Origin of the sequence: Phenylobacterium sp. (assembly GCF_030697305.1) — a bacterium.
GTDB lineage: Bacteria > Pseudomonadota > Alphaproteobacteria > Caulobacterales > Caulobacteraceae > Phenylobacterium.
Window position 1 is genome coordinate 16,684 of the sequence record NZ_JAUYQL010000096.1, and the last position, 24,156, is coordinate 40,839.

The 24,156-nt window shown below is 70.4% G+C and carries 22 protein-coding genes and 1 riboswitch; of the genes, 15 read left to right on the forward strand and 7 right to left on the reverse strand.

What is annotated here, in order from left to right; genetic code table 11:
• Positions 1-2: 2 nt before the first annotated feature.
• Complete coding sequence (locus Q8R27_RS10155) at positions 3-1,004, reverse strand: glycosyltransferase family 9 protein (protein ID WP_305698910.1); 1,002 nt, start codon at positions 1,002-1,004, stop codon at positions 3-5.
• A gap of 68 nt (positions 1,005-1,072) precedes the next feature.
• On the opposite strand from Q8R27_RS10155, the gene Q8R27_RS10160 reads away from it, so the two are divergent.
• The gene (locus Q8R27_RS10160; RefSeq protein ID WP_371134679.1) at positions 1,073-1,873 is read left to right on the forward strand and encodes a folate-binding protein YgfZ; all 801 of its coding nucleotides are present in this window, start codon (positions 1,073-1,075) and stop codon (positions 1,871-1,873) included.
• Here the strand turns inward: Q8R27_RS10160 and Q8R27_RS10165 are convergent.
• Positions 1,870-2,634 carry a class I SAM-dependent methyltransferase gene (locus Q8R27_RS10165; RefSeq protein WP_305698912.1) on the reverse strand — a complete coding sequence of 255 codons (765 nt, stop codon included), beginning with the start codon at positions 2,632-2,634 and terminating at the stop codon, positions 1,870-1,872. The genes Q8R27_RS10160 and Q8R27_RS10165 overlap by 4 nt on opposite strands.
• Before the next feature lie 268 nt (positions 2,635-2,902).
• Positions 2,903-3,778, reverse strand: coding sequence for an alpha/beta fold hydrolase (locus Q8R27_RS10170; RefSeq protein ID WP_305698913.1), 876 nt, complete (start codon positions 3,776-3,778; stop codon positions 2,903-2,905).
• Between the two features lie 50 nt (positions 3,779-3,828).
• On the opposite strand from Q8R27_RS10170, the gene Q8R27_RS10175 reads away from it, so the two are divergent.
• Together Q8R27_RS10175 and Q8R27_RS10180 are read left to right on the forward strand one after the other, a co-directional pair.
• Positions 3,829-4,419, forward strand: a complete 591-nt coding sequence (locus tag Q8R27_RS10175; RefSeq protein ID WP_305698914.1) for a DNA-3-methyladenine glycosylase I — start codon at positions 3,829-3,831, stop codon at positions 4,417-4,419.
• Entirely contained in the window at positions 4,419-5,072 is a 654-nt protein-coding gene (locus tag Q8R27_RS10180; protein ID WP_305698915.1) for a ribonuclease HII, read from the forward strand. Before Q8R27_RS10175 ends, Q8R27_RS10180 begins: the two co-directional genes overlap by 1 nt.
• Here Q8R27_RS10180 and Q8R27_RS10185 read toward each other — a convergent pair.
• Complete coding sequence (locus Q8R27_RS10185; RefSeq protein WP_305698916.1) at positions 5,069-5,620, reverse strand: flavodoxin family protein; 552 nt, start codon at positions 5,618-5,620, stop codon at positions 5,069-5,071. The genes Q8R27_RS10180 and Q8R27_RS10185 overlap by 4 nt on opposite strands.
• 74 nt (positions 5,621-5,694) lie before the next feature.
• On the opposite strand from Q8R27_RS10185, the gene Q8R27_RS10190 reads away from it, so the two are divergent.
• Both Q8R27_RS10190 and Q8R27_RS10195 read left to right on the forward strand, forming a co-directional pair.
• Positions 5,695-6,813, forward strand: coding sequence for a hypothetical protein (locus Q8R27_RS10190; protein ID WP_305698917.1), 1,119 nt, complete (start codon positions 5,695-5,697; stop codon positions 6,811-6,813).
• A gap of 107 nt (positions 6,814-6,920) precedes the next feature.
• Positions 6,921-8,000: a site-specific DNA-methyltransferase gene (locus Q8R27_RS10195; protein WP_305698918.1), complete on the forward strand. Its 1,080-nt coding sequence runs from the start codon at positions 6,921-6,923 to the stop codon at positions 7,998-8,000.
• A 162-nt stretch (positions 8,001-8,162) separates the two neighbouring features.
• On the opposite strand, the gene mutY is transcribed toward Q8R27_RS10195, so the two are convergent.
• The gene (gene mutY, locus Q8R27_RS10200) at positions 8,163-9,209 is read right to left on the reverse strand and encodes an A/G-specific adenine glycosylase (protein ID WP_305698919.1); all 1,047 of its coding nucleotides are present in this window, start codon (positions 9,207-9,209) and stop codon (positions 8,163-8,165) included.
• Between the two features lie 65 nt (positions 9,210-9,274).
• On the opposite strand from mutY, the gene Q8R27_RS10205 reads away from it, so the two are divergent.
• From Q8R27_RS10205 to Q8R27_RS10220, 4 genes are all read left to right on the forward strand, one after another.
• The gene (locus tag Q8R27_RS10205) at positions 9,275-9,811 is read left to right on the forward strand and encodes a DUF721 domain-containing protein (protein ID WP_305698920.1); all 537 of its coding nucleotides are present in this window, start codon (positions 9,275-9,277) and stop codon (positions 9,809-9,811) included.
• Positions 9,812-9,942: 131 nt separating this feature from the next.
• On the forward strand, positions 9,943-10,569 hold the full coding sequence (locus Q8R27_RS10210; RefSeq protein ID WP_305698921.1) for a DsbA family protein: 627 nt from the start codon (positions 9,943-9,945) through the stop codon (positions 10,567-10,569).
• A 12-nt stretch (positions 10,570-10,581) separates the two neighbouring features.
• Positions 10,582-14,028 (forward strand): chromosome segregation protein SMC, encoded by a 3,447-nt coding sequence (gene smc / locus Q8R27_RS10215; RefSeq protein WP_305698922.1) that lies wholly within the window; start codon positions 10,582-10,584, stop codon positions 14,026-14,028.
• Positions 14,029-14,156: 128 nt separating this feature from the next.
• Positions 14,157-14,372: a hypothetical protein gene (locus Q8R27_RS10220; RefSeq protein ID WP_305698923.1), complete on the forward strand. Its 216-nt coding sequence runs from the start codon at positions 14,157-14,159 to the stop codon at positions 14,370-14,372.
• Here the strand turns inward: Q8R27_RS10220 and Q8R27_RS10225 are convergent.
• Together Q8R27_RS10225 and thiC are read right to left on the reverse strand one after the other, a co-directional pair.
• Positions 14,369-15,124 carry a pentapeptide repeat-containing protein gene (locus Q8R27_RS10225; RefSeq protein WP_305698924.1) on the reverse strand — a complete coding sequence of 252 codons (756 nt, stop codon included), beginning with the start codon at positions 15,122-15,124 and terminating at the stop codon, positions 14,369-14,371. The two genes, Q8R27_RS10220 and Q8R27_RS10225, sit on opposite strands and share 4 nt — an antisense overlap.
• Before the next feature lie 7 nt (positions 15,125-15,131).
• Positions 15,132-16,964, reverse strand: a complete 1,833-nt coding sequence (thiC, locus tag Q8R27_RS10230) for a phosphomethylpyrimidine synthase ThiC (RefSeq protein ID WP_305698925.1) — start codon at positions 16,962-16,964, stop codon at positions 15,132-15,134.
• A 94-nt stretch (positions 16,965-17,058) separates the two neighbouring features.
• A riboswitch (TPP riboswitch) is annotated at positions 17,059-17,147 on the reverse strand.
• 77 nt (positions 17,148-17,224) lie between these two features.
• On the opposite strand from thiC, the gene Q8R27_RS10235 reads away from it, so the two are divergent.
• From Q8R27_RS10235 to Q8R27_RS10260, 6 genes are all read left to right on the forward strand, one after another.
• Positions 17,225-17,935 (forward strand): aspartate/glutamate racemase family protein, encoded by a 711-nt coding sequence (locus Q8R27_RS10235; protein ID WP_305698926.1) that lies wholly within the window; start codon positions 17,225-17,227, stop codon positions 17,933-17,935.
• A 128-nt stretch (positions 17,936-18,063) separates the two neighbouring features.
• On the forward strand, positions 18,064-18,543 hold the full coding sequence (locus Q8R27_RS10240) for a CopG family ribbon-helix-helix protein (RefSeq protein ID WP_305698927.1): 480 nt from the start codon (positions 18,064-18,066) through the stop codon (positions 18,541-18,543).
• A complete protein-coding gene (locus Q8R27_RS10245) occupies positions 18,540-19,370 on the forward strand; it encodes an urea amidolyase associated protein UAAP1 (RefSeq protein ID WP_305698928.1) in 831 nt (276 codons plus the stop codon). The genes Q8R27_RS10240 and Q8R27_RS10245 overlap by 4 nt, the downstream gene beginning before the upstream one ends.
• The gene (locus tag Q8R27_RS10250) at positions 19,367-20,014 is read left to right on the forward strand and encodes an urea amidolyase associated protein UAAP2 (protein ID WP_305698929.1); all 648 of its coding nucleotides are present in this window, start codon (positions 19,367-19,369) and stop codon (positions 20,012-20,014) included. Before Q8R27_RS10245 ends, Q8R27_RS10250 begins: the two co-directional genes overlap by 4 nt.
• A gap of 38 nt (positions 20,015-20,052) precedes the next feature.
• Positions 20,053-23,727, forward strand: coding sequence for an urea carboxylase (gene uca / locus Q8R27_RS10255; protein ID WP_305698930.1), 3,675 nt, complete (start codon positions 20,053-20,055; stop codon positions 23,725-23,727).
• Positions 23,724-24,156 (forward strand): amidase family protein (locus Q8R27_RS10260; protein WP_305698931.1); only part of this gene is annotated, 433 nt, incomplete at its 3' end. The genes uca and Q8R27_RS10260, both read left to right, overlap by 4 nt.

Here is a 24,156-nt window from a genome sequence, read left to right on the forward strand (position 1 = left end):
GCTCAGCCTTTCGTGCGTTGGCGCTCGATCGCGGGGCCTTCCGTCGACGCCAGCAACTCTCGCGCGCTGGCGGTCACCACATCCACCGTCAGGTCCATCATGTGACACAGCGCCTGGGCGAAACCAGGGTCAACCGCGCGGATCTGCTCGAACTCGCGCGGGCCGCGCACCACCCGCGTGTGCGGGCCCCAGGGCGCGTACAGCGCCTCGTCCGAGGGACCGAACAGTCCGACCGTCGGCGCGCCAGCCGCCGCCGCCAGGTGCATCAGGCCGGAGTCGTTGCCGATGAACAGCCTGGCGCGCTTCAGGCAGGCGTAGGCGGTCAGGAGGTCGGCCTTGCCCACCAGGTCGATCAGCTTGCCCTTGGCGACCACGTGGCGGAGCGAATGGATCACCTGCTGATCCTCCGGCGCCCCCAGCACCATTAGCCGCCCGCCGGCCAGCGGCCCGTCTTGTCCCAGCAGCTGGATCGCCGCCTGGGCGAAGCGCTCCAGCGGCCAGGTCTTGCCAACCCAGTTGGCCGCCGGCGCCAGGGCCAGGATCGGTCCGAAGCCCGCGGTCAGCGCCTGCGCGCGCGCCTCGGTCTCGGCGGAGGTGAACAGGAACGGCGGCGCCGCGTCGCCATCCGGCATCAGCACGCGGGAGGCCTCGATCACCTTATGCACTGGCAGGCCCGAGGTGCGCCGAAACACCGCGCGACGCTTGCGGCGCAGGAAGCCGGAGATCGCCGAGCCGCGCAGGTCGACGATCAGGCCCCACTCGCGGTGGCGCACCTGGTTCCACAACCGGAACCAGTGGCCCTTGTCCTTGCTCTTCTCCAGTACGATCACCCGCTCGAGGTTCGGGACCTCGGCGAACAGCGGGGCCGCGGCGGGGCCGGCGACGATGGTGAAGCGCGCGCCGGGAATCTCCTCGATCAGCCGCGCGATCAGGCCGGACGACAGCACGGCGTCGCCGATGCGGGTGGCCGTGATGAACAGAATCGGGAAAGGGCGGGGCGCCATGGGCCCTCTCCATAGCGGGGTCGGCGCTGGCGCTCCACCGCTACAAGGCTTAATTGCTGCACATGGCCATGACGTACGCGATCCTGCACAGCCGCGCCCTGATAACGCTCGGCGGCCCAGACTGGCGCAGCTTCCTGCAAGGCCTGATCACCCAGGACGTCGATACGCTGGCGGCGGGCGAGATCCGCTTTGGCGCCTTGCTGACCCCGCAGGGGCGGCTGCTCTACGACCTGTTTGTCCTGGGTGGCGATGACGGCTGCAAACTAGACGTCGAGGCGGCCCACCGTGACGCGCTCATCCAGCGCCTGACCATCTATCGGCTGCGCGCCAAGGTGGAGATCGCCGCCGATGCGGCAGCCGTGGCCGTGCTGTTCCCGGGGCCGCTTGAGCCCACCAGCGGCTGGAGCGTCGACCCTCGGCTGCCGGCGCTGGGCCTGCGCGGCTACGGCCAGGCCGCGCCATCCGACGCACAGGCCGGCGACGAGCCCGCCTATGACGCCCACCGCCTGGCGCTGGGCGTGCCAGGCCCCGCCGACTGGGGTAGCGAGAAAGCCTACCCCATCGAGGCCGACTTCGACCTGCTTGGCGGTATCGACTTCAAGAAGGGCTGCTTCGTCGGCCAGGAGACCACCTCGCGCATGAAGCGCCGCGGCCAGATCAAGACCCGCATGGCGCCGATCGCCTTCGACGGCCCGGCCCTGCCTGCCGGCGCTGAAGTGCTGGCCGGAGATCTGCGCGCCGGCGAGGTGCTGTCCGGCGGCGCAGGACGAGCCATCGCCTTGCTGCGCCTGGACCGGATGACCACCGCCCCGCTGACCGTCGACGGCCGCGCCGTGCGCGTCGACGCCCCCGCCTGGCTGGAAAGCTAGGCCGCGACAGCCTCGATCATCAGGGCGTCGAGCGTGAAAGAGCCGTCGGCCTCGATGGCGAAATGCTCGACGGTCTCGACGCTGGCGGCCGCCTGAAGCGCGCGGATGGCGGCGGAATTGAGATCCGGCGTGCGCATTCGCGCTGTCCAGCTCGCGTACTCCATGCGCAGCCGCCAGGTGCGCACCTGGCGGACGTCGAAGTCCGCCCGGGTCAGCGCCGCCTGCCACTCGCCGGCCGAATAGTCGCGCACGTGCGAGGTGTCGCGCAGCAACTCCACCGCCTGCAGGTGCGTGTCCAGCGCAGCGCGGCCGGGCGACATGGCGTCGATGAACACCGCCGTGCAACCGGGCTTCAGAACCCGCCGCGCCTCGCTCAGGCCCGCCTCGAAGCCCAGCCAGTGATGGGCGGAGAACCGGCAGCCCAGGAAGTCGAACGTCGCATCTTCGAAAGGCAGTCGCTCGGCCGCGGACTGCCGCGTCTCGATGTTTGCGAGGCCGCGTTCGCGCGCGCTCGCCGCCACCGCCGCCAGCATCTCGGGCGACAGGTCGCAGGCGGTTACGGCGCGCGCATGCGCCGCCAGCCTATAGGCCACGTGACCACCACCACATCCAAGATCCAGCGCGCGGGCCGGCGCCGCGGCGCGCGCCAGCGACTCCAGCGCATCGAGATCCTCACCGGCTGCGTGCACCGCGCTGGTGACATAGGCCGCGGCCTGAGGGCCGAACTGGTCGTCGACGATGGCGTCGTGAACTCGGATCATCGTTCTCTCTCCTGGGCCCGGCATCTGCGCTTTGGGGCGATTTATGGCAAGCCAGGGCGCTTTCCCCCAGCTGTTCGTGATGAAGGTGGCGTTAACCAGCAACTCTTTGCGCGCAGGGCGGTATGGACGCCCATGAAGCCGTACATGGACACCGAAGACCGGCGCCTCGACGCCCTGTGGCGCGCGCGGTTCGGCCAGCCGCTGCCGATCCTCGGCTCAGCCGCCATGGTGCGAAAGCTGCTGGAGGAGGACGCCGCCGAGGCGCGCGTCAGCCCGGAGCGAAGAACGCTCGCAGCGCCTTCACCGTCTCGGCGGGTTGTTCCTCGGGGATGAAGTGCCCGCAGTCCGGTATTGCGAAGCCGCGGACGTCGTCGGCCCACGCCCGCCAGACCTCCAGCACGTCGAAGCGGCTCGCAACAGCGCCCCGCTGACCCCATAGCGCCAGCAGCGGCGCGGTGATCTTGATCTTACCCTTGTCGGCGGCGTCGCGCGGCCAGTCGATGCTGACGCCCGCCCGGTAGTCCTCGCACATGGCGTGCAGGGTCGCCGGATCGCGGGTCGCCTCCATGTAGTCCGCCATGGCGTCGGGCTGCATGAACCCGGCGCCCACCGCCCCGTCGCGCCAGATGCTCCAGTCCGGATCGGCGCCCAGCATGCGCTCCGGCACCGGCGCTGGTTGGGGCAGGAAGAACCAGGTCCAGGTGCCCAGCGCGAATTTCGCGTCGGCGGTCTCATACATCTCGTTGGTCGGCACGACGTCGAGCACGCAAAGTCTCTCGACCGACTGCGGATGGTCGAGCGCAAGTCGGTAGGCGACCCGCGCCCCGCGGTCGTGACCGGCCAGGTTGAACCGATCGAAACCGAAATGGCGGCCCAGCGCCACGATGTCGCGCGCCATCGCCGATTTCGAATAGGGTTCATGGTCCGCGGTGGTCTGCGGCTTGCCGCTTTTGCCGTAGCCGCGCAGGTCAGGCGCGATCACCGTGAAGTCGCGGGCGAGCGCGTCCGCCACCCGGCCCCACATCATGTGCGTCTGAGGATAGCCGTGCAGCAGGATCAGCGGCGGGCCGGAGCCTCCGTGGCGCACCCGCAGATCCGTCTCGCCTACGTCGACCTGCGACAGTTCGAAGCCTTCGAAAGCCATGCGGCCGCTCCCTCTTGTGACCGACGTATACGCTGGGCGAAACTGCAGCCATGAGCTCGCATCCGAATCGCTGCGGCTGGCGCGGCCTCGCCGGCGACCCGGTCTATGAGGCCTATCACGACACGGAATGGGGCGTTCCGGAATACGATTCCCGGGCGCTGTGGGAAAAGCTGGTGTTGGACGGGTTCCAGGCCGGCCTTGCCTGGATCACCATCCTGCGCAAGCGCGATGCGTTCCGCGAAGCGTTCGCGGGCTTCGATCCTGAAAAGGTCGCCCGCTTCGGTGAAGCCGACCGCGCCCGCCTGATGGCCGACGCCGGCATCGTACGCTCCAACGGCAAGATCGACGCCGCGATCAACGGCGCGAGGATCTATCTCGACATGCGCGAGCGCGGCGAGGACTTCTCGGAATTCCTCTGGGGCTTCACCGGCGGCAAGCCGATCCAGGGCGAGTGGACCGAGAAGACCGGCATCCCGACCCAGACGCCGCTCGCCGTGGAGATGTCCAAGGCTCTTAAAGCCAGGGGCTTCAAGTTCGTCGGCCCGGTGATCGTCTACGCCTTCATGGAGGCCACGGGCCTGGTCAACGACCACACCGTCACGTGCTTCCGTCACGAGCCGGTGAAGCAGATGGCTCGCTGATGGCCGGACGCGGGCCGCACATGCTGCTCGAGCGGGCGTGCATCGGGCCGGTGTGCGGCGTCGACGAGGCGGGCCGTGGGCCCTGGGCCGGGCCGGTCAGCGCCGCGGCGGTGATCCTGCATCCACGCCGTGCGCCCAAGGGCCTCGACGACTCCAAGAAGCTGACCGCCAAAATGCGCGAGACGCTGGAGGTCGAGATCAAGGCCAAGGCGGTGGCTTGGGCGGTGGGCTTCGCGTCCGTCGAGGAGATCGCCGAACTGAACATCCTGCACGCCACGGGCCTGGCCATGCGCCGCGCGGTCGAGGCGTTGAGCGTCGCGCCGGTCCACGCCCTGGTCGACGGCAACTACCGCTTCCGCCTCCCCTGCGAGGTGAAGACGGTGGTTGGGGGCGATGCAAAGTCGAAATCGATCGCCGCGGCTTCGATCCTCGCCAAGGTCGCCCGCGACCGATTGATGGCCGAGATGGACGCGGCCTACCCCGGCTATGGCTTCGCCGCGCACAAGGGCTACGGGGCGCCGCGCCATGCCGAGGCGCTGCTGGCGCTTGGCCCGTGCGAGATCCACCGGATGTCGTGGGCGCCGGTAAAGCTCGCCATCGAGGGCCGCAATCCTCACCTGGCGGCGGCTATCGACGACGCTGTCCTCGACTAGAAGATCCCCATCGCCAGGCCGGCGGCGAGCGCCGCCCCCATGTCCGCGCAACGCTGCAGCTCGTCCGGCGCGATGGTCTTGGGCGCCGCGATCGCCTCGGGGGTCTGGGCGTGGGTGCAAACAATGATCGGCTCGGCCGCGGGCCGCAGCCGCCAGCCAAGCGCGATCCGCGCCGCCTGGCGCACCGCGTTCTCCCCGTCGCTGCCGGCGCAGATCATCAGCGCGTAGGGCCGCCCGTTGAGCCTCTCCAGCGCCGGATAGTAGCTGCGGTCGAAGAAGGCCTTCATCTCGCCGGACAAAGCCGCGAGGTTTTCCGGGCCGGCGAAGATGTAGCCGTCCGCGGCCAGCAGATCCTCCGGCCCCGCGGCCTCGGCGGCGACCAGGCGGACGTTGACCTCAGCCCCGGTCCGCGCCGCGTCCGCCGCGGCCTGCGCCATCGCCCGGGCGCCGCCGGTGCGCGAGTGCCAGACGATCAGCAAGGTCTTCATCGCCCACCTGTGGCGTTCGCCGGACGCGCCCGCAAGCGAGCAGAGCGGCTTTTCCACCATGGCCCACGCCTTGCACGCCTAGCAGCGGGGACGCTGCGACCGCATGCTGCGCCGCCATCCGCCGCGGAGCGCCGATGAACGCCCTTATTCCGATCCAGCGCTTCATCTTCGAAGCCAAGGCCTGGCGGCTGATCGCGGCGGTCATGGCCGCGATGCTGGTGAAGACCGGCGTCTGGTGGATGCCCAACCTCGATCACCAGGTCGAGATCGCGCGCACCCCATTCGCCAACCCGTTCACCGAGGAGGGCTCGCACTACCTGTATTGGACCTGGCTTGGCCCGTTCATCGCCCACCTGATCGGCGCGACGGACCACTGGAGCTTCTTCGCGCTCCATCTGGCATGCTCGATCGCGTTCACGGCGGTGGTGGTAAGGCTGTTGTTCTCGCGCCTGCCCGACCGCTCGGCGCGCATCGCTCTGATCCTGTTCGCCGCCCTGCCCGTCTCGGCCACCGCCTACTACTGGGTCGGCATGGACTCGTTGACGCTGCTGCTGATGGCGTTGGCCGTGGCGGCGATCCGCAGGCCCCTGCTGCTGGCCCCAATCGGCCTGGCGTTGGGCATACACCACTTCGAACAGGCGTTGTTCGGGACGGTCGCGCTGTTAGTCGCCACAGTGTTGGGCCGGCGCGAGACAGACGGCGCGGACTGTTCGCCACGCGCCGCTCTCGCCCTGCTGGCCGGAGTGATCACGGGCAAGCTGGCGCTCGTCGCGCTGTTCCATGCCTTCGGGACGCAGGTGAATTCCGGGCGCGCCTACTGGTTCCTGGCCCATTGGCGCGACTTCCGCGACCAGTTGTTCTTCCATGGCCAGGCGGTGTTGTGGTCGCTGCTGGGCCTGGGCTGGCTGGCGGCGTTCAAATATGCGGACAGGGGTCGCGCGGCGCTGCCGTTCTTCGCGGGGCTGGCGTTGCTGATAGGTACAGTCCTGCTGGGCGGCGACCAGACGCGGGTGTTCTCCATCACAGCCTTCATGCTGTTGGCGGTGTTCTGGCTGCTCAATCCGAACCTCCTGGAAGGCGTCACTGAGCCACAGGCGGCTGGGGTCTTCCTGCTGTGGCTGCTCATGCCGTGGATCTGGATGTGGGCCGGCGTGCCGCGCCTGTCGGCGTCCAGCTACGATCTCGCCTACGTCCTGCATAAGGCGTTCGGCTGGTTCCAGGTCCCGGCGAACCCTGCCGAGTGGCCTTTCTGAGGCCCGCGCGGCCCAAGGGTTAATACCCGTTCACCACGTTTCGAAACGCGCCCTTCACCACGATCGCCCGAGACTCGCGCCCGTTGGACAAGGGGCGCGTAACGCACATGGGCTTTCCCAGTGAGACGATCATCCAGGGCGACTGCATGGCGGAGCTGAAGAAGCTCCCCGACCGCTCGGTCGACCTGGTGTTCGCCGACCCGCCCTACAATCTTCAGCTCGGCGGCGACCTGCTGCGTCCGGACAATTCAAAGGTCGATGCGGTCGACGACGAGTGGGACCAGTTCGAGAGCTTCGCCGCTTACGACGCCTTCACCCGCGAGTGGCTGGCCGAATGCCGCCGGGTGTTGAAGGACGACGGCGCCCTGTGGGTGATCGGCAGCTACCACAACATCTTCCGGGTCGGCGCGACCCTGCAGGACCTGGGCTTCTGGATCCTCAACGACGTCATCTGGCGCAAGTCCAACCCGATGCCGAACTTCAAGGGCACCCGCTTCACCAACGCCCACGAGACGCTGATCTGGGCCGCCAAGGCGCGCGGCGCGCGGCGCTACACCTTCAACTATGACGCCATGAAGATGGCCAATGACGAACTGCAGAGGCGTTCGGATTGGACCATCCCGCTGTGCACCGGCGAAGAGCGGCTGAAGGACGAGAACGGCGTCAAGGCGCACCCGACCCAGAAGCCGGAATCCCTGCTGCACCGACTGATCTTGGCCTCGACGAAGCCGGGCGACGTGATCCTCGCTCCGTTCTTCGGCACCGGCACCACCGGGGCCGCGGCCAAGCGGCTGGGCCGCCGGTTCATCGGCATCGAGCGCGAAAGCGCCTACATCCAGGTGGCCACCCGCCGCATCGCCCTGGTTACGCCCGCCACGGCCGACGAGATTCAGGTGACCACCTCCAAGCGCGCCGAGCCCCGCGTGCCGTTCGGCCAAATCGTCGAGGCGGGCCTGCTGCGCGCCGGCGACGTGCTGTACTGCGCCAAGGGCAAGACCTCGGCCCGCGTGCGCGCCGACGGCAGCCTGGCGGTGGGCGCGGTGACCGGATCGATCCACAAGGTCGGCGCGATGGTGCAATCGGCGCCGGCCTGCAACGGCTGGACCTACTGGCACTTCAAGACCGATGCAGGCCTCGCCCCCATCGACACCCTGCGCGCCAAGGTCCGCTCGGAGATCGCGGCTTAGGGGATCATCCCCGACATCCATGACGTCATCCTCGGCCTTGTCCCGAGGATCCATGCACGCCGTGGCGGCCGGCAGGACGCCGCGGCTCAGCAGACATCCTGCGCCGACCGCGGTCATGGACCCTCCGGACAAGCCCGAGGGTGACGCTCGGGAGGGGTGGATCTAGAGCAGGTTGTCCAGGCCGGCGCGGGCGGCCTTCAGAAACACGCTGGGCAAGGCTCCGAGGTCGCGGGTCGGCGTCCAGATCAGAGGCTCCGCACCGCCTCGCGCGCGCAGCACCCGCAGGCTCAGGCTGAAGTGGGTGAACACGTGCTCCACCTCTCCGGCGGCGCGCCAGTCGGCGTCGACCGGCGCGGCGGCGAGCGCCTCGGCCTCGCTCCAGGGCGTCGCGCGCCAGTCGCTGGTCGGCAGGGCCAGCATGCCGCCCAGTAGGCCGCGCGGCGGGCGCCTGACCAGGCCCACCTGATCGCCTCGCGTCAGCAGATAAGCGATGCCGAAGCGGTGCGGCCGTGCGGCCTTCGCTGACTTTCGCGGATAGGATTCTGGCGCGCCGCCGGCCAGCGCGGCGCAGAATTCCGCCACCGGACAGCGCTCGCACAGCGGCGACTTCGGCCGGCAGACCGTCGCGCCCAGGTCCATCAACGCCTGCGCCCAATCGCCGGGACGCTCCGCCGTCACCAGTTCGCCGGCCAGCCGCTTGAGCTCGGGCTTGGCGTCCGGCAGCGGCGTCTCCACGGCGAACAGCCGGGCCATCACTCGCTCGACATTGCCGTCGACCACGTTGGCGGGCCGGTCGAAAGCGATCGCGGCGACGGCGGCGGCGGTATAGGCGCCGACGCCGGGCAGCGCGCGCAGACCCTCCTCAGTGGCGGGGAAGACCCCGCCGTGCGCTTGCGCCACCGCGCGGGCGCAGGCCAGCAGATTGCGGGCGCGGGCGTAGTAGCCGAGGCCCGCCCAGGCGGCCATCACCTCGCCGTCGCCCTCGGCCGCCAGGGCGCGGGCGTCCGGCCACCGCTCGGTGAAGGCGAGGAAATACGGCGTCGCGTGCGGCACCGTCGTCTGCTGCAGCATCACCTCGGACAGCCAGACGCGATACGGATCGGCGCGCGCGCCCTGGGCGTGATCGGTAGGTCCCACGCGCCATGGCAGCGCCCGCGCATGGGCGTCGTACCAGGCCAGCAGGTTGGCGCGCAGGCGGTCACGATCCACGCGCCATCGCCTAGCCCATCGCGGCGCTCGGCGGGAGGGGGCCGATGTTGTAGGCTCTTCCGGTCATGAGCCGTTCCCTGCCGACCCGCGACGAAGCGATCCGCATCCTGGCGGCCAAGCGCACCCGCCCGACGCGGCGCGCGCCGCCGACCGCCGGACGCGCGCTGAACAAGCTGGTGCGCGAACTGGACGGTCGCTTCGGCCAGGGACCCGGCGCGCTGCAGGCGCGCTGGCGTGAGATCGTCGGCGAGCAGATCGCCAGGCGCACCGAGCCGGTGAAGCTGACCCGAAAGCGCGCCGGAAGCGCCGCGGCGCTGGAGATCCGCGTGGCCGGCCCGGCCGCCGCGATCATCCAGCATCAGGCCCCGGAGATCCTGGCGCGGGTCAACCTGTTCCTGGGCGAGGGCGCGGTGGACAAGCTGCGGATCGTCCAGGGGCCGTTGCGCGCCGCCGCCACACCGCCGACCGCGCGACGCAAGCCGCCGCCGCTGGACGCAGCCAAGGAAGCCGAACTGGCGCGCGGCCTGGAAACCGTGCCGGACAGTCCGCTGAAGACCGCCCTGCTGGCGCTGGGCCGGGGCGTCATGCGCCGCGAGCGCTGAGCGGACCAACGAAGGCCTTCAGATCGCTGCGCAGGCGGACTAAAAGCCGCGGGCCGGCTTTCAGCGACACTGGGCGACGGCGCGCGGGGAATCGCGCTTTAATCCGTCTCGAAACATCCGAAGGCTTGTCCATGCGTACGACCAACCGCCGCCTGATGATCCTCGCCGCGCTCGCCGCCGGCGCGCTGGCCCTCGCGGCCTGCGACCGCGGCGCCAAGCCCGGCGCGGTCAACGCCGCCGACATGTCGCTGGGCGACCCCGCCGCCAAGATCAAGATGGTCGAGTACGCCTCGCCCACCTGTCCGCACTGCGCCCGCTTCAGCCTCGACGTCTTCCCGGCGTTCAAGGCGAAGTACATCGACACCGGCAAGGTGCACTACACGTTCAAGGAATTCCTCACGCCGCCCAACGACGTGGCGGCCGCCTCTTTCCTGCTCGCGCGCTGCGCCGGCAAGGACAAGTACTTCACTGTCCTCGACACCGTGTTCCGCAGCCAGCAGGAGATGTTCGGCGGCGCGGAGACGCCCCGCGACGTGCTGCTGCGCATCGCCCAGTCATCGGGCATGAGCGAACAGCAGTTCACCGCCTGCGTCGGCGACGAGGCCTCGCTGAAGGCGCTGAACGAGCGCGTCGACAAGGCCATCAAGGTCGACAAGATCAACTCCACGCCCACCTTCCTGATCGACGGCAAGAAGATCAAGGAAGGCGAAATCAGCATGGCCGAACTCGACGCCGCCGTCGCCGCAGCGGGGAAGTAGCGCTCAACGCCCATGCATTTCCAGCGCCTGCGGATCTCGGGCTTCAAGTCCTTCGTCGAACCGACGGAGTTCCGCATCGAGCCTGGAATCACCGGCGTGGTCGGCCCCAACGGCTGCGGCAAGTCCAACATCCTCGAGGCTCTGCGCTGGGTGATGGGAGCCAACTCCGCCAAGGCGATGCGAGCCGGCGGCATGGACGACGTGATCTTCTCGGGCTCCGGGAGCCGGCCCTCCCGCAACCACGCCGAGGTGGCGCTGACCATCGACAACGCCGACCGCAAGGCCCCGGCGGCGTTCAACGCCGACCCGGTGCTGGAGGTCGTGCGCCGCATCGACCGCGGGGCGGGTTCGACCTACCGCATCAATGGCCGCGAAGTGCGCGCGCGAGACGTGCAACTGTTGTTCGCCGACGCTTCGACAGGATCCAACTCGCCCGCCCTGGTGCGCCAGGGGCAGATCTCCGAACTGATCTCCGCCAAGCCGCAGAACCGCCGGCTGATCCTGGAAGAGGCGGCGGGCGTCGCCGGCCTGCATACTCGACGCCACGAGGCGGAGCTGCGGCTGCGCGCGGCGGAAACCAACCTCGCCCGGCTGGACGACGTGGCGCGCGAGCTGGAGAGCGCCCTGGCGCGCCTGCGGCGCGAGGCTCGGGCCGCCGAACGCTACAAGAAGCTCGCCGCGGAAATCCGCAGTCTCCAGGGCGCGCTGGCCTACGCCCGCTGGGCCGAGGCCAAGGCCGCCGCCGAGACGCTGATGGGCGAAGGCGAGGCCGCCGCGCGCACCGTCGAGGAGACGGCCCGCACCGCCGCCGCGGCGACCACCCGCGCCGCCGCCGCCGAGGACGCGATCAAGCCGCTGCGCGAAGCCGAGACCATAGCCGCCGCGGTGCTCCATCGCCTGGCCATCGACAAGGACCGGCTGGAGCGCGAGGCCGAGGCCCAGGCCTCCGAGCTCGAACGGCTGGCCGCCGACCTCGCCCGACTAGGTGCAGACCAGGCGCGCGAGACGCAGATCGTCGAGGACGCGACGCTGGCGCTCGACCGCCTTGCGGGCGAACTCGCGGCCCTGGAGGCCGAGATCGCCGCCGCGCCGACGCGCACGCCCGAACTCGAGGCCGCCGCTGCAAGCGCCGAGGCGGCGCGCGCCCAGGCCGACGCCGCCGTCGAGACGCTCGCCGCCGAGGCCGCCGCCTGGGAGGCCCAGCGCCGCGCCGCCGGCCAGCGGCTGGCCGAGGCCGAGGCGCGGGCGGCGCGCACCCGCCGCGCGCTGGACCAGGCCAGGAGCGAGCGTGAGCGCCTCGACGCCTCTGCGCCCCCTGAGGCCGCCACCGCGCGCGCAGAGCTGGACGCCGCTGAGACCGCACTGGCGATGGCGCGCGCCGCTCTGGATGCGGCGCAGGACGAGCGCGCCGCGGCCGCTGCGGCCGAGACCGCCGCCCGGGACGCTGCCCGCAAGCTCGAAGACCAGCTCAGCCGGTTGACCGCCGAGGCCCGGGCGCTGGCCCAGATCGTGGCGCCCCAGCGACGGGGCGGGTTCGCGCCGGCGCTGGACGTCGTCGGCCCGGAACGGGGCTACGAACAGGCGCTGGCCGCGGCGCTTGGCGACGACCTCGACGCTGCGCTGGATCGCCAGGCGCCGGCATTCTGGGGCGGCGGCGAGGCCGACGCCCCGACCTGGCCCACGGGTGCGCGACCCCTGAGCGCGTTTGTGAAGGCCCCGGCGGCGCTGGCTGCGCGGCTGGCGTTCACCGCTTTGGTGGAGCGCGCCGACGGCGAACGGTTGCAGGCCGACCTGCAGCCGGGCTGCAGGCTGGTCTCGCGCGAGGGCGATCTGTGGCGTTGGGACGGGTTCACAGTGCGTGCCGAGGCGCCACGCCCGGCCGCCGTGCGCCTGCAGCAGAAAGGCCGGCTCGCCGAGGTCGAGGCCGAGATCGAAACGCTGCAGCCGCGCGCCGCCAAGGAAGCCGTCGCCGTCGAGACCGCCCGCGCGCGGCTGGCGCAGGCCGAGGCCGCGCTGAAGGCCGCGCGCGCCGCCGCGCCCGCCGCGGATCAGCGCGTGGCCGTTGCGCGCACAGTCGTCGAGAAGCTGGATCGCGACGCCGCCCGCCGGGAAGCCCACGCCCAATCCCTGGACGACGTCATCGCCCGCTTCGAGGCCGAGCAGGTGGAGTTGGACACTTCGCTGGAGACCGCACGCGCCGACGCCGGGGGCGAAGATGGCCAGACCTCCGATCTCGCCGGACGCCTGGCCCAGGCGCGTTCAGCAGCCGCTCTGGCGCGCGAAAACGCGGCCGCGGCCCGAACCGCCCTCGACGTCGAGGTGCGCGAGCGTGACGGCCGGGCGCGTCGTCTGGACGCCCTGCAGCGCGACCGCGACGACTGGACCCGGCGAGCCCAGGCCGCCGGCCGCCGCGACGCCCAGCTCGCTGAAGCGCGACTGAAAGCGCAAGCTGCGCTCGACGCCGCCCGCGCGGCGCCGGCGACGCTGCAGGCGCGCCTGGAAACCTTGCTGGACGCGTTCGGCGTCGCCGAGGCCCGCCGCGCCAAGACCTCCGACGCCCTTGCCGCCGGCGAGGGTGAACGCGCCGACGCCGACCGCGCCCTGCGCGCCGCCGAGGGCGCGGCTGGCGAGGCGCGCGAACGCCGCGCCGCCGTCGCCGCCCGCCTGGAAGCCGCCCGCGACCGGCTGGAGGAGATCGGCGCGGACCTGAGAGAATCCTCCCGCATGGAGCCGACCGAACTCGCCGCCGCCCTGGCCAGCGAGGCGGTGGCGATTCCCCCCGAGGCCGGCGGCGTGGAGGCGCACCTGCGCAATCTCGAACGTCAGCGTGAAGCGCTGGGCGCGGTGAACCTGCTGGCCGAGGACGAGGCCGCAGACCACGCCGGGCGGCTGGAGACCATGCTGGCCGAACGCGCCGACCTGACCGGGGCGATCGCGCGCCTGCGCCAGGGCATCGAAGAACTGAATGGCGAGGGCCGCGGCCGACTGCTCGCCGCCTTCGAGGTGATCCAGGAGCATTTCCGCACCCTGTTCGCGGCCCTGTTCGAAGGCGGTCAGGCGGAACTGCGGCTGGTCGAATCGGAGGACCCGCTGGAGGCGGGCCTGGAGATCTACGCCTGTCCTCCTGGCAAGCGGCTGGCGACGATGAGTCTGATGAGCGGCGGCGAGCAGGCGCTGACGGCCGCGGCGCTGATCTTCGCGGTGTTCCTGGCGAACCCCGCGCCGGTCTGCGTCCTAGACGAAGTGGACGCCCCCCTCGACGACGCCAATGTCGACCGCTTCTGCAACCTGCTGGACGAGATGCGCAACCGTACCCAGACGCGGTTCATCGCCATCACCCACAACCCGGTCACCATGGCCCGTATGGACCGCCTGTTCGGCGTCACCATGGGCGAACGCGGCGTGTCGCAGCTGGTCTCGGTCGACCTGCGCCAGGCCGAGGCCATGGCTGCGCAGTAGGGCCGCTCCAACGGAGCTCGGCCACAAAATTTTCGAAGATGACGCCGCGCCGCGCGCCCATGTCGCATCCAAAAATTTACCGGCTTGTGGCTCTTATGCCGCAACGCAACATCGCCTGAGCCCGCCCCATGCTGAATCTGCTTTTTTCGCGCCTCGGCGCCCAATGGACCTCCGCCGCGCTGGTGTTCATCGCCAGCGCTCTGGCCGGTCGCTACGCAGCCGAAGGCATGAACACCGTGCAGTGGGCTGGGGCCGCGGCCGCGGTGCTGGGTTCGGTCACGGTCGCGGTGGCCGTGCGCATCTGGCCGGTCCAGCAACCGGTCAAGGAACGGAGCCGGGACTAGTCCTTCGGCCCGGCGTCCACAGTCAGGCCCATGGCGCTGAGCAACCGGCGCTGCTGATCGCCGCCTACATGCATCCCATCGATGCTGCCGAGCTGAAGCACATTCAGCCCGCTGACCTCGGCGTTGCGCAGGTCAGCGCCAGCCATCTTCGCGCCTTGTGTGAGGGCCTGGAAAAGATCGCATCCGCTCAGGTCCGCGTTCTCCAGATCGGCGCCGCTCAGGTCCGCCTCGCGCAGGTTCGACCCCGCCAGGCTGCATCCAGGCAGGCGCGCCTCGCGCAGATCCGCGAGCTCTAGGTTGCAGGCCGAGAATGTCGCCGCGCAACGGATGACCTTGCGTCCGAACGCCTTTCCGAAGTCCGCGCCATGGAACGCCGCGCCGCGCAGGTTGCAGTCGGTCATCTCGATCCCGTAGAGGCCGCAGCGCTCGATCCGCGCGAACGACAGGTCGCACCGCGCGAACCGCGTCTGGTCCATCTGGCTGAAGGCGAACTGCACGCCGGCATGGGCAGGCCCGTCGTCGGCGAAACTGCAGTCCTCGAACGTCGCCTCTCGCAGGTCGGCGCTGGCGAAACGGCAGCGCACCAATCGGCAGTCCTTGAACCGCGCGCCTTGCAGATTGACGCCCGAAAGCTGGGCGTCCGTGAGCGTGCAGCCCACCAGCACGAGGTCGGCGAGTTCGCGGTCGGTCCAGTCGACATCCGACAGATCCACGCCGCTCAGCGTAGCGCCCGACTGCAGCCGCTCGGCCACCGCAGGCCTATTCGGCGGGCGTCAGCGGCACCTGGATCTCGCCGCCGCCGGCTCTGAACTTCGCCGACATCTCGTCGAGGCCCGCCGCCACGTCGTTCTGCTGGGCCGCCTGTTCGCGGATCTCCTGGCTGATCTTCATGGAGCAGAACTTCGGCCCGCACATGGAGCAGAAGTGGGCGGTCTTCATCGCCTCCTTGGGCAAGGTCTCGTCGTGGAACTCACGCGCCGTTTCTGGGTCGAGCCCCAGGTTGAACTGGTCCTCCCAGCGGAACTCGAACCTCGCGCGCGACAGCGCGTCGTCCCAGGTCCGCGCGGTGGGATGTCCCTTGGCGAGGTCGGCGGCGTGGGCGGCGATCTTGTAGGTGATCACCCCCTGCTTCACGTCCTCGCGGTCCGGCAGGCCCAGGTGCTCCTTCGGCGTCACGTAGCAAAGCATGGCGGTGCCGAACCAGCCGATCATCGCCGCCCCGATAGCCGAGGTGATGTGGTCGTAGCCTGGCGCGACGTCGGTGGTCAGCGGGCCCAAGGTGTAGAACGGCGCCACGCCGCAAACCGCGAGCTGCTTGTCCATGTTGGCCTTGATCTTGTGCATCGGCACGTGGCCGGGGCCTTCGATCATCGTCTGCACGCCGTGCTTCCAGGCCACCTGGGTCAGCTCGCCCAGGGTGTCTAGCTCGGCGAACTGGGCGGCGTCGTTGGCGTCGGCGATGGAGCCCGGACGCAGGCCGTCGCCCAGACTGAACGACACGTCGTAGGCTCGCATGATCTCGCAGATGTCCTCGAAGTGGTCGTAGAGGAAGTTCTCGCGGTGATGGGCCAGGCACCACTTGGCCATGATCGAGCCGCCTCTGGACACGATGCCGGTGACCCGCTTCGCCGTCAGCGGCACATAGGCCAGCCGCACGCCCGCGTGGATGGTGAAGTAGTCGACGCCCTGCTCGGCCTGCTCGATCAGGGTGTCGCGGAACACCTCCCAGGTCAGGTCCTCGGCGACGCCGTTGACCTTCTCCAGCGCCTGATAGATCGGTACCGTGCCGATCGGGACGGGCGAGTTGCGCACGATCCAGTCGCGGATGTTGTGGATGTTGCGCCCAGTGGACAGGTCCATGACCGTGTCGGCGCCCCAGCGGATCGACCACACCAGTTTGTCCACCTCGTCGTCGACGGTCGACAGCACGGCGGAGTTGCCGATGTTGGCGTTGATCTTGACCAGGAAGTTGCGGCCGATGGCCATCGGCTCCAGTTCGGTGTGGTTGATGTTGGCCGGGATGATCGCGCGGCCGCGGGCCACCTCCGAGCGGACGAACTCCGGGGTGCAGAAGTCGGGGATCTCGGCGCCGAAGTCCTCGCCGTCGCGGATGGCCGCCTCGCCCTCTCGCCGGCGCAGGTTCTCGCGGATCGCCACATATTCCATCTCGGGCGTGATGATCCCCTTGCGGGCGTACTCGAGCTGGGTGATCGCCGTGCCGGCGCGGGCGCGGTAGACGCGGCGCGGCGCGGAGAACTGCGGGGCCAGCCGCTCGCCTTCCGCGAAGCCGTTGTCCTCGGGCTTCACCGCGCGGGGATCGGCGACGACTTCGATGTCGCCCCGCGACACCACCCACGGCTCGCGGCTGCGAGGCAGGCCCTTGGCGATGTCGATGGTCACCGACGGGTCGGTGTAGGGGCCAGACGGATCGTAGAGGGTCAGCGCCGGCTCGCCCGCGCTCGGATGCACCGCCACCTCACGGAACGGCACGCGGATGTCCGGCCACAGTACGCCCTGCTGGAACACCTTCTTCGAACCCGGGCGTTCGCCGGTGGGGATGGCGGCGGTCTCCAGGGGGGCGTGCTTGTTCATCGCTTCAGCTTCCTTCAGGCGGCGTCCGCCGGGCGGACGTGCGGACTTGGGCGCGGAAAGATTCGGAAGAGGCGTTGTTGCGCATGGCGCGTCTCCCTTCCCTTCGCCGGCATGACCCGGATCAGGTTCTACGGGTCGCGGGCTCGCCCGCCTCTCAGCCGCCTGTGCGCGGCCCCCCGAGGACGCCCGACCTTAGTCCCGATCGGCGCGGAGCCACAAGGCCGTCGCGCGCCCGCGCAACCGCATGCTAGGACGCGATCATGAGCTTGACCCTTGGCCTGCTGGCCGGCGCCAGTCCCGCCGCAGCCCTGAAGTTCCTGACCGAGCTGCAGGCCTCCACGCCCGTGAACTTCGATCGCGACCACATCCGGGTGATCGCCGACATCAATCCCGGCGCGCCGGACCGCGACATCCCGGGCGCTGGCGGGGTCGGCGGCGCGGGCGCGGCTCTGGCCGAGGCCGCCGGCGCGCTGCGCGGCGCGGGCGCCGAAGTGCTGGCGATCGTCGGCAACTCCGCCCACGCCTGGGGCGACCTGATCCAACGCGCCTCCGGCCTGCCGCTGATCGACATGATCCAGACCGCGGCCAGCGCCGCCGGCGAAACCGGCGCGCGCCGGGTCGGGGTGTTAGGCTCGCGCCCGGCGCTGCGGCTCTACCGCGAATACCTGGCCGCCCAATCCATGGGCATCGTCACCCTGCCGGCCGAGCGCCAGCAGGCGTTCACCGAGGCCTTCGCCGAGCTCAAGTCGGGCGATACCAGCGGCGACATGGGCCGGCGGATGGCCGAGCTGTCGTCCGAGCTGATCGCCGACGGCGCGGAACTGGTGATCCTGGGCGCCGCCGAGCTGACCATGGTTCTGAGCGAGGACGACGTCCTGTTCGGGGTGATCGACCCGGCCGAACGACTGGCCCGGCGCTGCGTCTCCGTCTGCCTCGGGCTGGAGCCTACGCCGGTAGCGCTCGAGGGCTGAGGCCCATTTGCGAGCGTAACGGGCGCCGCATGCTCCAGGCGCCCAGAGAGGCGGCGCCGGCGATTGCGAAATCGACCTTGCGGTATTACGAACTTCGCAATTCGTAATAACACGGCCAGTCTCTTCCCATGACATCCGATCCCCTCGCCCAGCTCGCGCGCCTCAGCGTCAGCCTGCCGGCAGAGCTGCTTTCGCAGCTCGACGCCATGGTGGCGGAACGCGAACTGCCCAGCCGCTCGCAGATGATCGCCGAGCTGATCCGCCATGAATTGGCCCTGCATAGCGAGGGCCAGGAGGGCGCGGTGCTGGCCGGCGCGGTGACCCTGATCTACCGCGCCGACCGCGGCCGGGTGCGCCAGGCGCTCGCCCAGGCGCAGGGGTCCTTCGTCAAGGAAGTGATCTCCTCCCAACACGTGTTCCTGGAAGAGGATCAATCGCTGGAGGTGCTGCTGGTGCAGGGCCCGTCCGAGCGGCTGCAGGCGCTGTGCGACGAGCTGCGCAAGGTGCGCGGCGTGCAGCAGATCAAGCTGGTCACCACCACCGCCCTCCTGCCCCCGCTGCATGCGCACGGCGAGGCGGAAGAGGCCGGTAAGCGAGGCGCCCGATGAGCACCGTCGATACGTCCGATCCCAAGGCCGCCCAGGCCCACGCCCGATCCATGGCCGGCACGCGGGTCGAGGCCATGCCGTTCGTCCCGGCCGCCGAGGCGCCCGTCCTGCCCCACGGCGTTGAGCCTGCCGACATGCTCTGGGCCGAGACGGTGGCGGCCGGCGGCTACACGGCGAAGATCCTGGCGCGCGGCGCACGGCTGCGGCTCACCGACCTGCATGGCGAGGCCTGCGCCTCGATGCTGGCGTTCAGCGCCGAGCGGCCCAGCGAGCGGCTGAATGTCGCCGACACGCTCAAGGTCCAGTGGAACGCCTATCTCGGCGCCGGCAAGCTGCTGCTGTCGGACATGGGCCGGGTGATGTTCTCGATCCTGGAGGACACCGCCCAGACCCACGACGCCTTCTGCGGTGCGTCCAACGCGGCCTCCAACGCCCGGCGCTATGGCGATGGCGACAACTGGGGCGACCATCCCAACGCCCGCGACCGATTCAAGCTGGCGGTGGCCAAGTTCGGCCTGGGCGCGCGCGACATCCACCCCTGCATCAATTGGTTCAAGGGCGTGCGCGTCGAACCGGACGGCCAGACCACCTTGCAGGCCGGCCCCTTCATTCCAGCGCGCCAGGTCACCCTGCGCGTCGAGGCCGACGTGATCGTTACCTTCGCCAACTGCCCGCACGTGCTGGATCCGCGGAGCGACTACACGGTGACGCCGTTGGGCGTCGCCGCCTGGCGAGGACCCGCCACGCCAACTGACGACCCTATCCGCAACGCCACACCCGAGGGCCTGCGCGCCTTCCTCAACCTCGAGGATCACCTGCGCCGATGAGCAGCACCGACAAAGCCCTCTCCGGATTGCCCGCCCGCATCGTCGCCGACCAGGTGGTCGCCGCGCGCGCGCCCTGGGATCACGTGGTGCGCAAGGGCCAGACCCTGCGCATCGTCGACCTGGAGGGGAACCAGGCCGTCGACTTCCTGATGTACGCCCTGGCCGACGACGCCGAGCGCTACAGCGCCCAGGACACCATCGCCGCCCAGGGCAACATCTTCCTGCGCGAAGGTTCGGTGCTGTTGTCCAACGAGGGCCAAGCGATGGCCGTGGTCACCGCCACCTCCGTCGCCTACCACGACACCATCGGCGGGGCCTGCAGTTGCGAGAGCAACACCCTGCGCTACGGCCACCACACCAAGAGCCAGCACGCCTGCATGGAGAACTTCCTGCAGGCCAACGCCCGCCACGGCCGCGGCAAGCGCGACATGGTCTCCAACATCAACTGGTTCATGAACGTGCCGGTCGAGGACGACGGCGCGCTGGGCATCGTCGACGGCATCTCCGCGCCCGGCCTCTACGTCGACCTGCGCGCCGAGATGGACCTCGTGGCGGTGGTCTCCAACTGCCCGCAGATCAACAACCCCTGCAACGGCTTCAACCCCACCCCGGTGCGCATGATCATCGCGGAGCCGGCGACGTGAGGCTTTCTACCGAGCGAGTTCGAGAGGCCCGGTCCTAGATGTTCGCCAAGGTCCTGATCGCCAACCGAGGCGCGATCGCGTGCCGGATCATCCGCACGTGCAAGCGCATGGGCGTGGGCTCGGTGGCGGTGTTCTCCGACGCCGACGCAGGCTCGCTGCACGTCCGCCAGGCCGACGAGGCTGTGCGGATCGGACCGGCGCCGGCAGCCGAGAGCTATCTGAACGTCGAGGCCATCCTCGCCGCCGCCAAGGCCACGGGCGCGCAGGCGATCCACCCGGGTTATGGCTTCCTGTCGGAGAACACCGCCTTCGCCGAAGCCTGCGAGGCGGCTGGCGTCGCCTTCATCGGGCCGACGCCTGACAACGTGCGGGCGTTCGGGCTGAAGCACACGGCGCGCGACCTCGCGGTGTCGCACAACGTGCCGCTGGCGCCGGGCACGGACCTTCTGACCGACGCGGCCATGGCGCTCGCCGCCGCCGAACGCATCGGCTTCCCGGTGATCCTCAAGGCCACCGCCGGCGGCGGTGGGATAGGCATGCGAGTCTGTGAGGATGGCCCGGCGGTCGCCGAGGCGTTCGCCGCCGTGGCGCGGTTGGCCGGCGCCAACTTCTCCGACGCCGGCGTGTTCCTCGAGCGCTACGTGCGCCAGGCGCGGCACATCGAGGTGCAGGTATTCGGCGACGGCCAGGGCCGGGTGGTGGCGCTGGGCGAGCGCGACTGCTCGCTGCAGCGGCGCAACCAGAAGGTCATCGAGGAGACGCCGGCGCCCCACCTGCCGACCGCCACCCGCGCGGCGCTGATCGAAGCGGCCGTGCGCCTGACCAGTGCAGTGAATTACCGATCGGCCGGCACGGTGGAGTTCCTCTATGACGCCGAGCGCGACGACTTCTTCTTCCTGGAAGTGAACACCCGTCTGCAGGTCGAGCATGGGGTGACCGAACAGGTCACCGGAGTCGACCTGGTGGAGTGGATGATCCGCGGAGCGGCCGGCGACTACGGCTTCCTCGGCGCTTGGAACGGCGAGGCGCGCGGCGCCTCGATCCAGGCGCGGCTCTACGCAGAGGACCCCGGCCAGGACTACCGGCCGAGCAGCGGCGTGCTCACCGAGGTCGAATTCCCGCAGGGTCCCCGCGTCGACGGCTGGATCGCCGCCGGGACCGAGGTCAGCGCCTTCTACGACCCCCTGCTGGCAAAGCTCATCGTCACCGCGCCGGACCGCGAGGCCGCCGTTGCGGCGCTGCAGGCGGCGCTGGACGCGACCCGGCTGTCCGGCCTGGAGACCAATGTCGAATGGCTGCGGCAAGTGGCGCGCAGCGAAGCCTTCGTTACCGGTCACGTGGCGACCAATGTGCTGGCGACCATCCCCTACGCCCCGCGCACCATCCGGGTGCTCAGCGGCGGGCCGGCGACCACCGTCCAGGACTATCCCGGGCGGCTTGGCTACTGGGACGTGGGCGTGCCGCCGTCGGGGCCGATGGACGCCTTCGCCTTCCGGTTGGGCAATCGGTTGCTCGGCAACGCCGAGAGTGCGGCGGGGCTGGAGATCACCGCGCTCGGCCCGACGCTGGTGTTCAATCACGACGCGGTCGTCTGCCTGACGGGCGCGGAACTGGAAGGCGCGTTGGACGGCACGCCCGTTGCGCCCTATGCGCCGATCGCGATCCACGCAGGCCAGACGCTGAAGCTCGGTCGGGTGAAGGGCGCGGGCCTTCGGGCCTACCTGCTGGTGCAAGGCGGCCTGGACGTGCCGGACTACCTGGGCAGCCGCGCGAGCTTCACCCTGGGCGGCTTCGGCGGCCATGCGGGCCGCACCCTGGCGGCCGGCGACGTACTGCGGCTGGCGCACCTCGACGGTCCGGGCGCGGAACCAGCGCTGGACGCCGGCCTGCGGCCGACGCTCACCAAGGCCTGGACGATCCGCGTGCTGGCCGGCCCGCACGGCGCGCCCGACTTCTTCACGCCCGCCGACATCGCCATGATCCGCGAGACCCCGTGGCGGGTGCACTACAACTCCAACCGCACCGGGGTACGGCTGGTCGGCCCCAAGCCCGAGTGGGCCAGGCGCGACGGCGGCGAAGCCGGCCTGCATCCTTCCAACATCCACGACAACGCCTATGCGGTGGGCGCGGTCGACTTCACCGGGGACATGCCGATCATCCTGGGCCCCGACGGCCCGTCGCTGGGCGGCTTCGTCTGCCCGTTCGTGGTCATCCAGGCGGACCTCTGGAAGACCGGCCAGCTCGCCCCTGGCGACACGGTGAGCTTCGAGGTGGTCGATGACGCGACCGCCCGCGCGGCGGAGGGCGAGCAGGATCGGGTGATCAAGGATCTTGCACCCGCTCACCCCGGCGAAAGCCGGGGCCCAAGCGGGCCTACCGCGTCTGAGGCCGATTCAGCTTGGGTCCCGGCTTTCGCCGGGATGAGCGGTGATGAGGCGGACTCCCCTATCCTCCACATCATCGAGGCGGAGGGCGCGCGGCCTCGCGCGGTGTACCGCCGACAGGGCGATCGGCACCTGCTGGTGGAATATGGGCCGATCGTGCTGGACCTCGAGCTGCGCATCCGGGTGCACGCCCTGATGCTCGAGCTGCAGGCTATGGACCTCGCCGGCGTGCTGGACGTGACGCCGGGCATCCGCTCGCTGCAGGTCCACTACGACGCCCGCGTGCTGCCGCAGGCGCGCTTGCTGGCCGCGCTGGCCGACGCCGAGGACCGGCTGGGCGGGCTGGACGACTTCCAGATCCCCTCGCGCGTGGTCCACCTGCCGCTGTCGTGGAAGGACCCGGCGATCTACGAGACCATCGACAAGTACATGGCCTCGGTGCGCGACGACGCGCCCTGGTGTCCGGACAACATCGAGTTCATCCGCCGCATCAATGGGCTCGCATCGGAGGACGACGTGCGTCGCACGGTGTTCGACGCCCGCTACCTGGTGATGGGCTTGGGGGACGTCTATCTGGGCGCGCCGGTGGCGACCCCGGTCGACCCGCGCCACCGCCTCGTCACCACCAAGTACAATCCCGCCCGCACCTGGACGCCGCCAAACGTGGTCGGGATCGGCGGGGCGTACATGTGCATCTACGGCATGGAGGGACCGGGCGGCTACCAGCTGTTCGGCCGCACCATCCAGGTGTGGAACACCTGGCGCCAGACCAACGCCTTCACCGGCGGCAAGCCCTGGCTGCTGCGGTTCTTCGACCAGATCCGCTTCTTCCCGGTGTCCCACGACGAGCTGGTCGAGTGGCGGCGCGACTTCCCACTCGGCAGGCGCGAGATCCGCATCGAGGAGGAGACCTTCCGGCTCTCCGACTACCGCAGGTTCCTGGCCGACAACGCCGACAGCATCGCGGGCTTCCAGGCGACGCGACAGGCGGCGTTCGACGCCGAGCGGGCGGACTGGGAAGTGCGCGGCGAGTTCGCCCGGGTCGAGGCGTTGTCCGGCGTCGACGACGGCCCGTCCGACACGACCGCGGTGGTCGCGCCCGAGGGCTCCGAGCTGGTCGAGGCGCCGCTGGGCGGCAGCGTGTGGAAGATGCTGGTCAAGGCGGGTGACGTGGTCCGCCAGGGAGAGGTGATCGCGGTGATCGAGGCCATGAAGACCGAATGCGACGTGCCGAGCCCCTCGGCCGGCGTGGTGCGCGCCGTCTACGCGCAGGAGCGCCAGGCGATCGCGCCGGGCGCGCCGATGATCGCCCTGGAGCCGGCGGCGTGAGCGCCCGCCTCTCCGCCCGCGCCATCGCCGCCGACGTCGCGGCCGGGCGCAACACCGCCGTCGCGGTGGCGCAGGACGCGCTCGCCCGAATCGCCGCCTACGACGCGGTGCAGCCGCAGGCCTGGATCTCGCGGCCCGATCCGCAGAGCGTGCTGGACGCCGCCCGTGCGGTCGACGCGCGGATCGCGGCCAGAGAGCGCCTGCCGCTGGCCGGCGTCCCCTTCGCCGTGAAGGACAACATCGATGTCGAGGGCCAGGCGACCACCGCCGCCTGCCCGGCCTTCGCCTACCAACCTGCGCAGACCGCCACGGTCGTCGCGCGGTTGCAGGCGGCCGGCGCGATCCTGGTCGGCAAGACCAACCTCGACCAGTTCGCCACGGGGCTCGTCGGCGTGCGCAGCCCGCACGGGGCGCCGGCCTGCGTCTACA

Excerpts from the sequence above, each read along its gene's own strand:
- Q8R27_RS10250 (WP_305698929.1), top strand. The coding sequence starts at position 19,367 with ATGAGCAGCACCGACAAAGCCCTCTCCGGATTGCCCGCCCGCATCGTC.
- Q8R27_RS10185 (WP_305698916.1), bottom strand. The coding sequence starts at position 5,620 with ATGGTGGAAAAGCCGCTCTGCTCGCTTGCGGGCGCGTCCGGCGAACGC.
- Q8R27_RS10245 (WP_305698928.1), top strand. The coding sequence starts at position 18,540 with ATGAGCACCGTCGATACGTCCGATCCCAAGGCCGCCCAGGCCCACGCC.
- Q8R27_RS10210 (WP_305698921.1), top strand. The coding sequence starts at position 9,943 with ATGCGTACGACCAACCGCCGCCTGATGATCCTCGCCGCGCTCGCCGCC.
- uca (WP_305698930.1), top strand. The coding sequence starts at position 20,053 with ATGTTCGCCAAGGTCCTGATCGCCAACCGAGGCGCGATCGCGTGCCGG.
- Q8R27_RS10165 (WP_305698912.1), bottom strand. The coding sequence starts at position 2,634 with ATGATCCGAGTTCACGACGCCATCGTCGACGACCAGTTCGGCCCTCAG.
- Q8R27_RS10220 (WP_305698923.1), top strand. The coding sequence starts at position 14,157 with ATGCTGAATCTGCTTTTTTCGCGCCTCGGCGCCCAATGGACCTCCGCC.
- Q8R27_RS10240 (WP_305698927.1), top strand. The coding sequence starts at position 18,064 with ATGACATCCGATCCCCTCGCCCAGCTCGCGCGCCTCAGCGTCAGCCTG.
- Q8R27_RS10175 (WP_305698914.1), top strand. The coding sequence starts at position 3,829 with ATGAGCTCGCATCCGAATCGCTGCGGCTGGCGCGGCCTCGCCGGCGAC.
- thiC (WP_305698925.1), bottom strand. The coding sequence starts at position 16,964 with ATGAACAAGCACGCCCCCCTGGAGACCGCCGCCATCCCCACCGGCGAA.
- Q8R27_RS10155 (WP_305698910.1), bottom strand. The coding sequence starts at position 1,004 with ATGGCGCCCCGCCCTTTCCCGATTCTGTTCATCACGGCCACCCGCATC.
- Q8R27_RS10235 (WP_305698926.1), top strand. The coding sequence starts at position 17,225 with ATGAGCTTGACCCTTGGCCTGCTGGCCGGCGCCAGTCCCGCCGCAGCC.
- Q8R27_RS10180 (WP_305698915.1), top strand. The coding sequence starts at position 4,419 with ATGGCCGGACGCGGGCCGCACATGCTGCTCGAGCGGGCGTGCATCGGG.
- smc (WP_305698922.1), top strand. The coding sequence starts at position 10,582 with ATGCATTTCCAGCGCCTGCGGATCTCGGGCTTCAAGTCCTTCGTCGAA.
- Q8R27_RS10170 (WP_305698913.1), bottom strand. The coding sequence starts at position 3,778 with ATGGCTTTCGAAGGCTTCGAACTGTCGCAGGTCGACGTAGGCGAGACG.
- Q8R27_RS10195 (WP_305698918.1), top strand. The coding sequence starts at position 6,921 with ATGGGCTTTCCCAGTGAGACGATCATCCAGGGCGACTGCATGGCGGAG.
- Q8R27_RS10160 (WP_371134679.1), top strand. The coding sequence starts at position 1,073 with ATGACGTACGCGATCCTGCACAGCCGCGCCCTGATAACGCTCGGCGGC.
- Q8R27_RS10190 (WP_305698917.1), top strand. The coding sequence starts at position 5,695 with ATGAACGCCCTTATTCCGATCCAGCGCTTCATCTTCGAAGCCAAGGCC.
- Q8R27_RS10205 (WP_305698920.1), top strand. The coding sequence starts at position 9,275 with ATGAGCCGTTCCCTGCCGACCCGCGACGAAGCGATCCGCATCCTGGCG.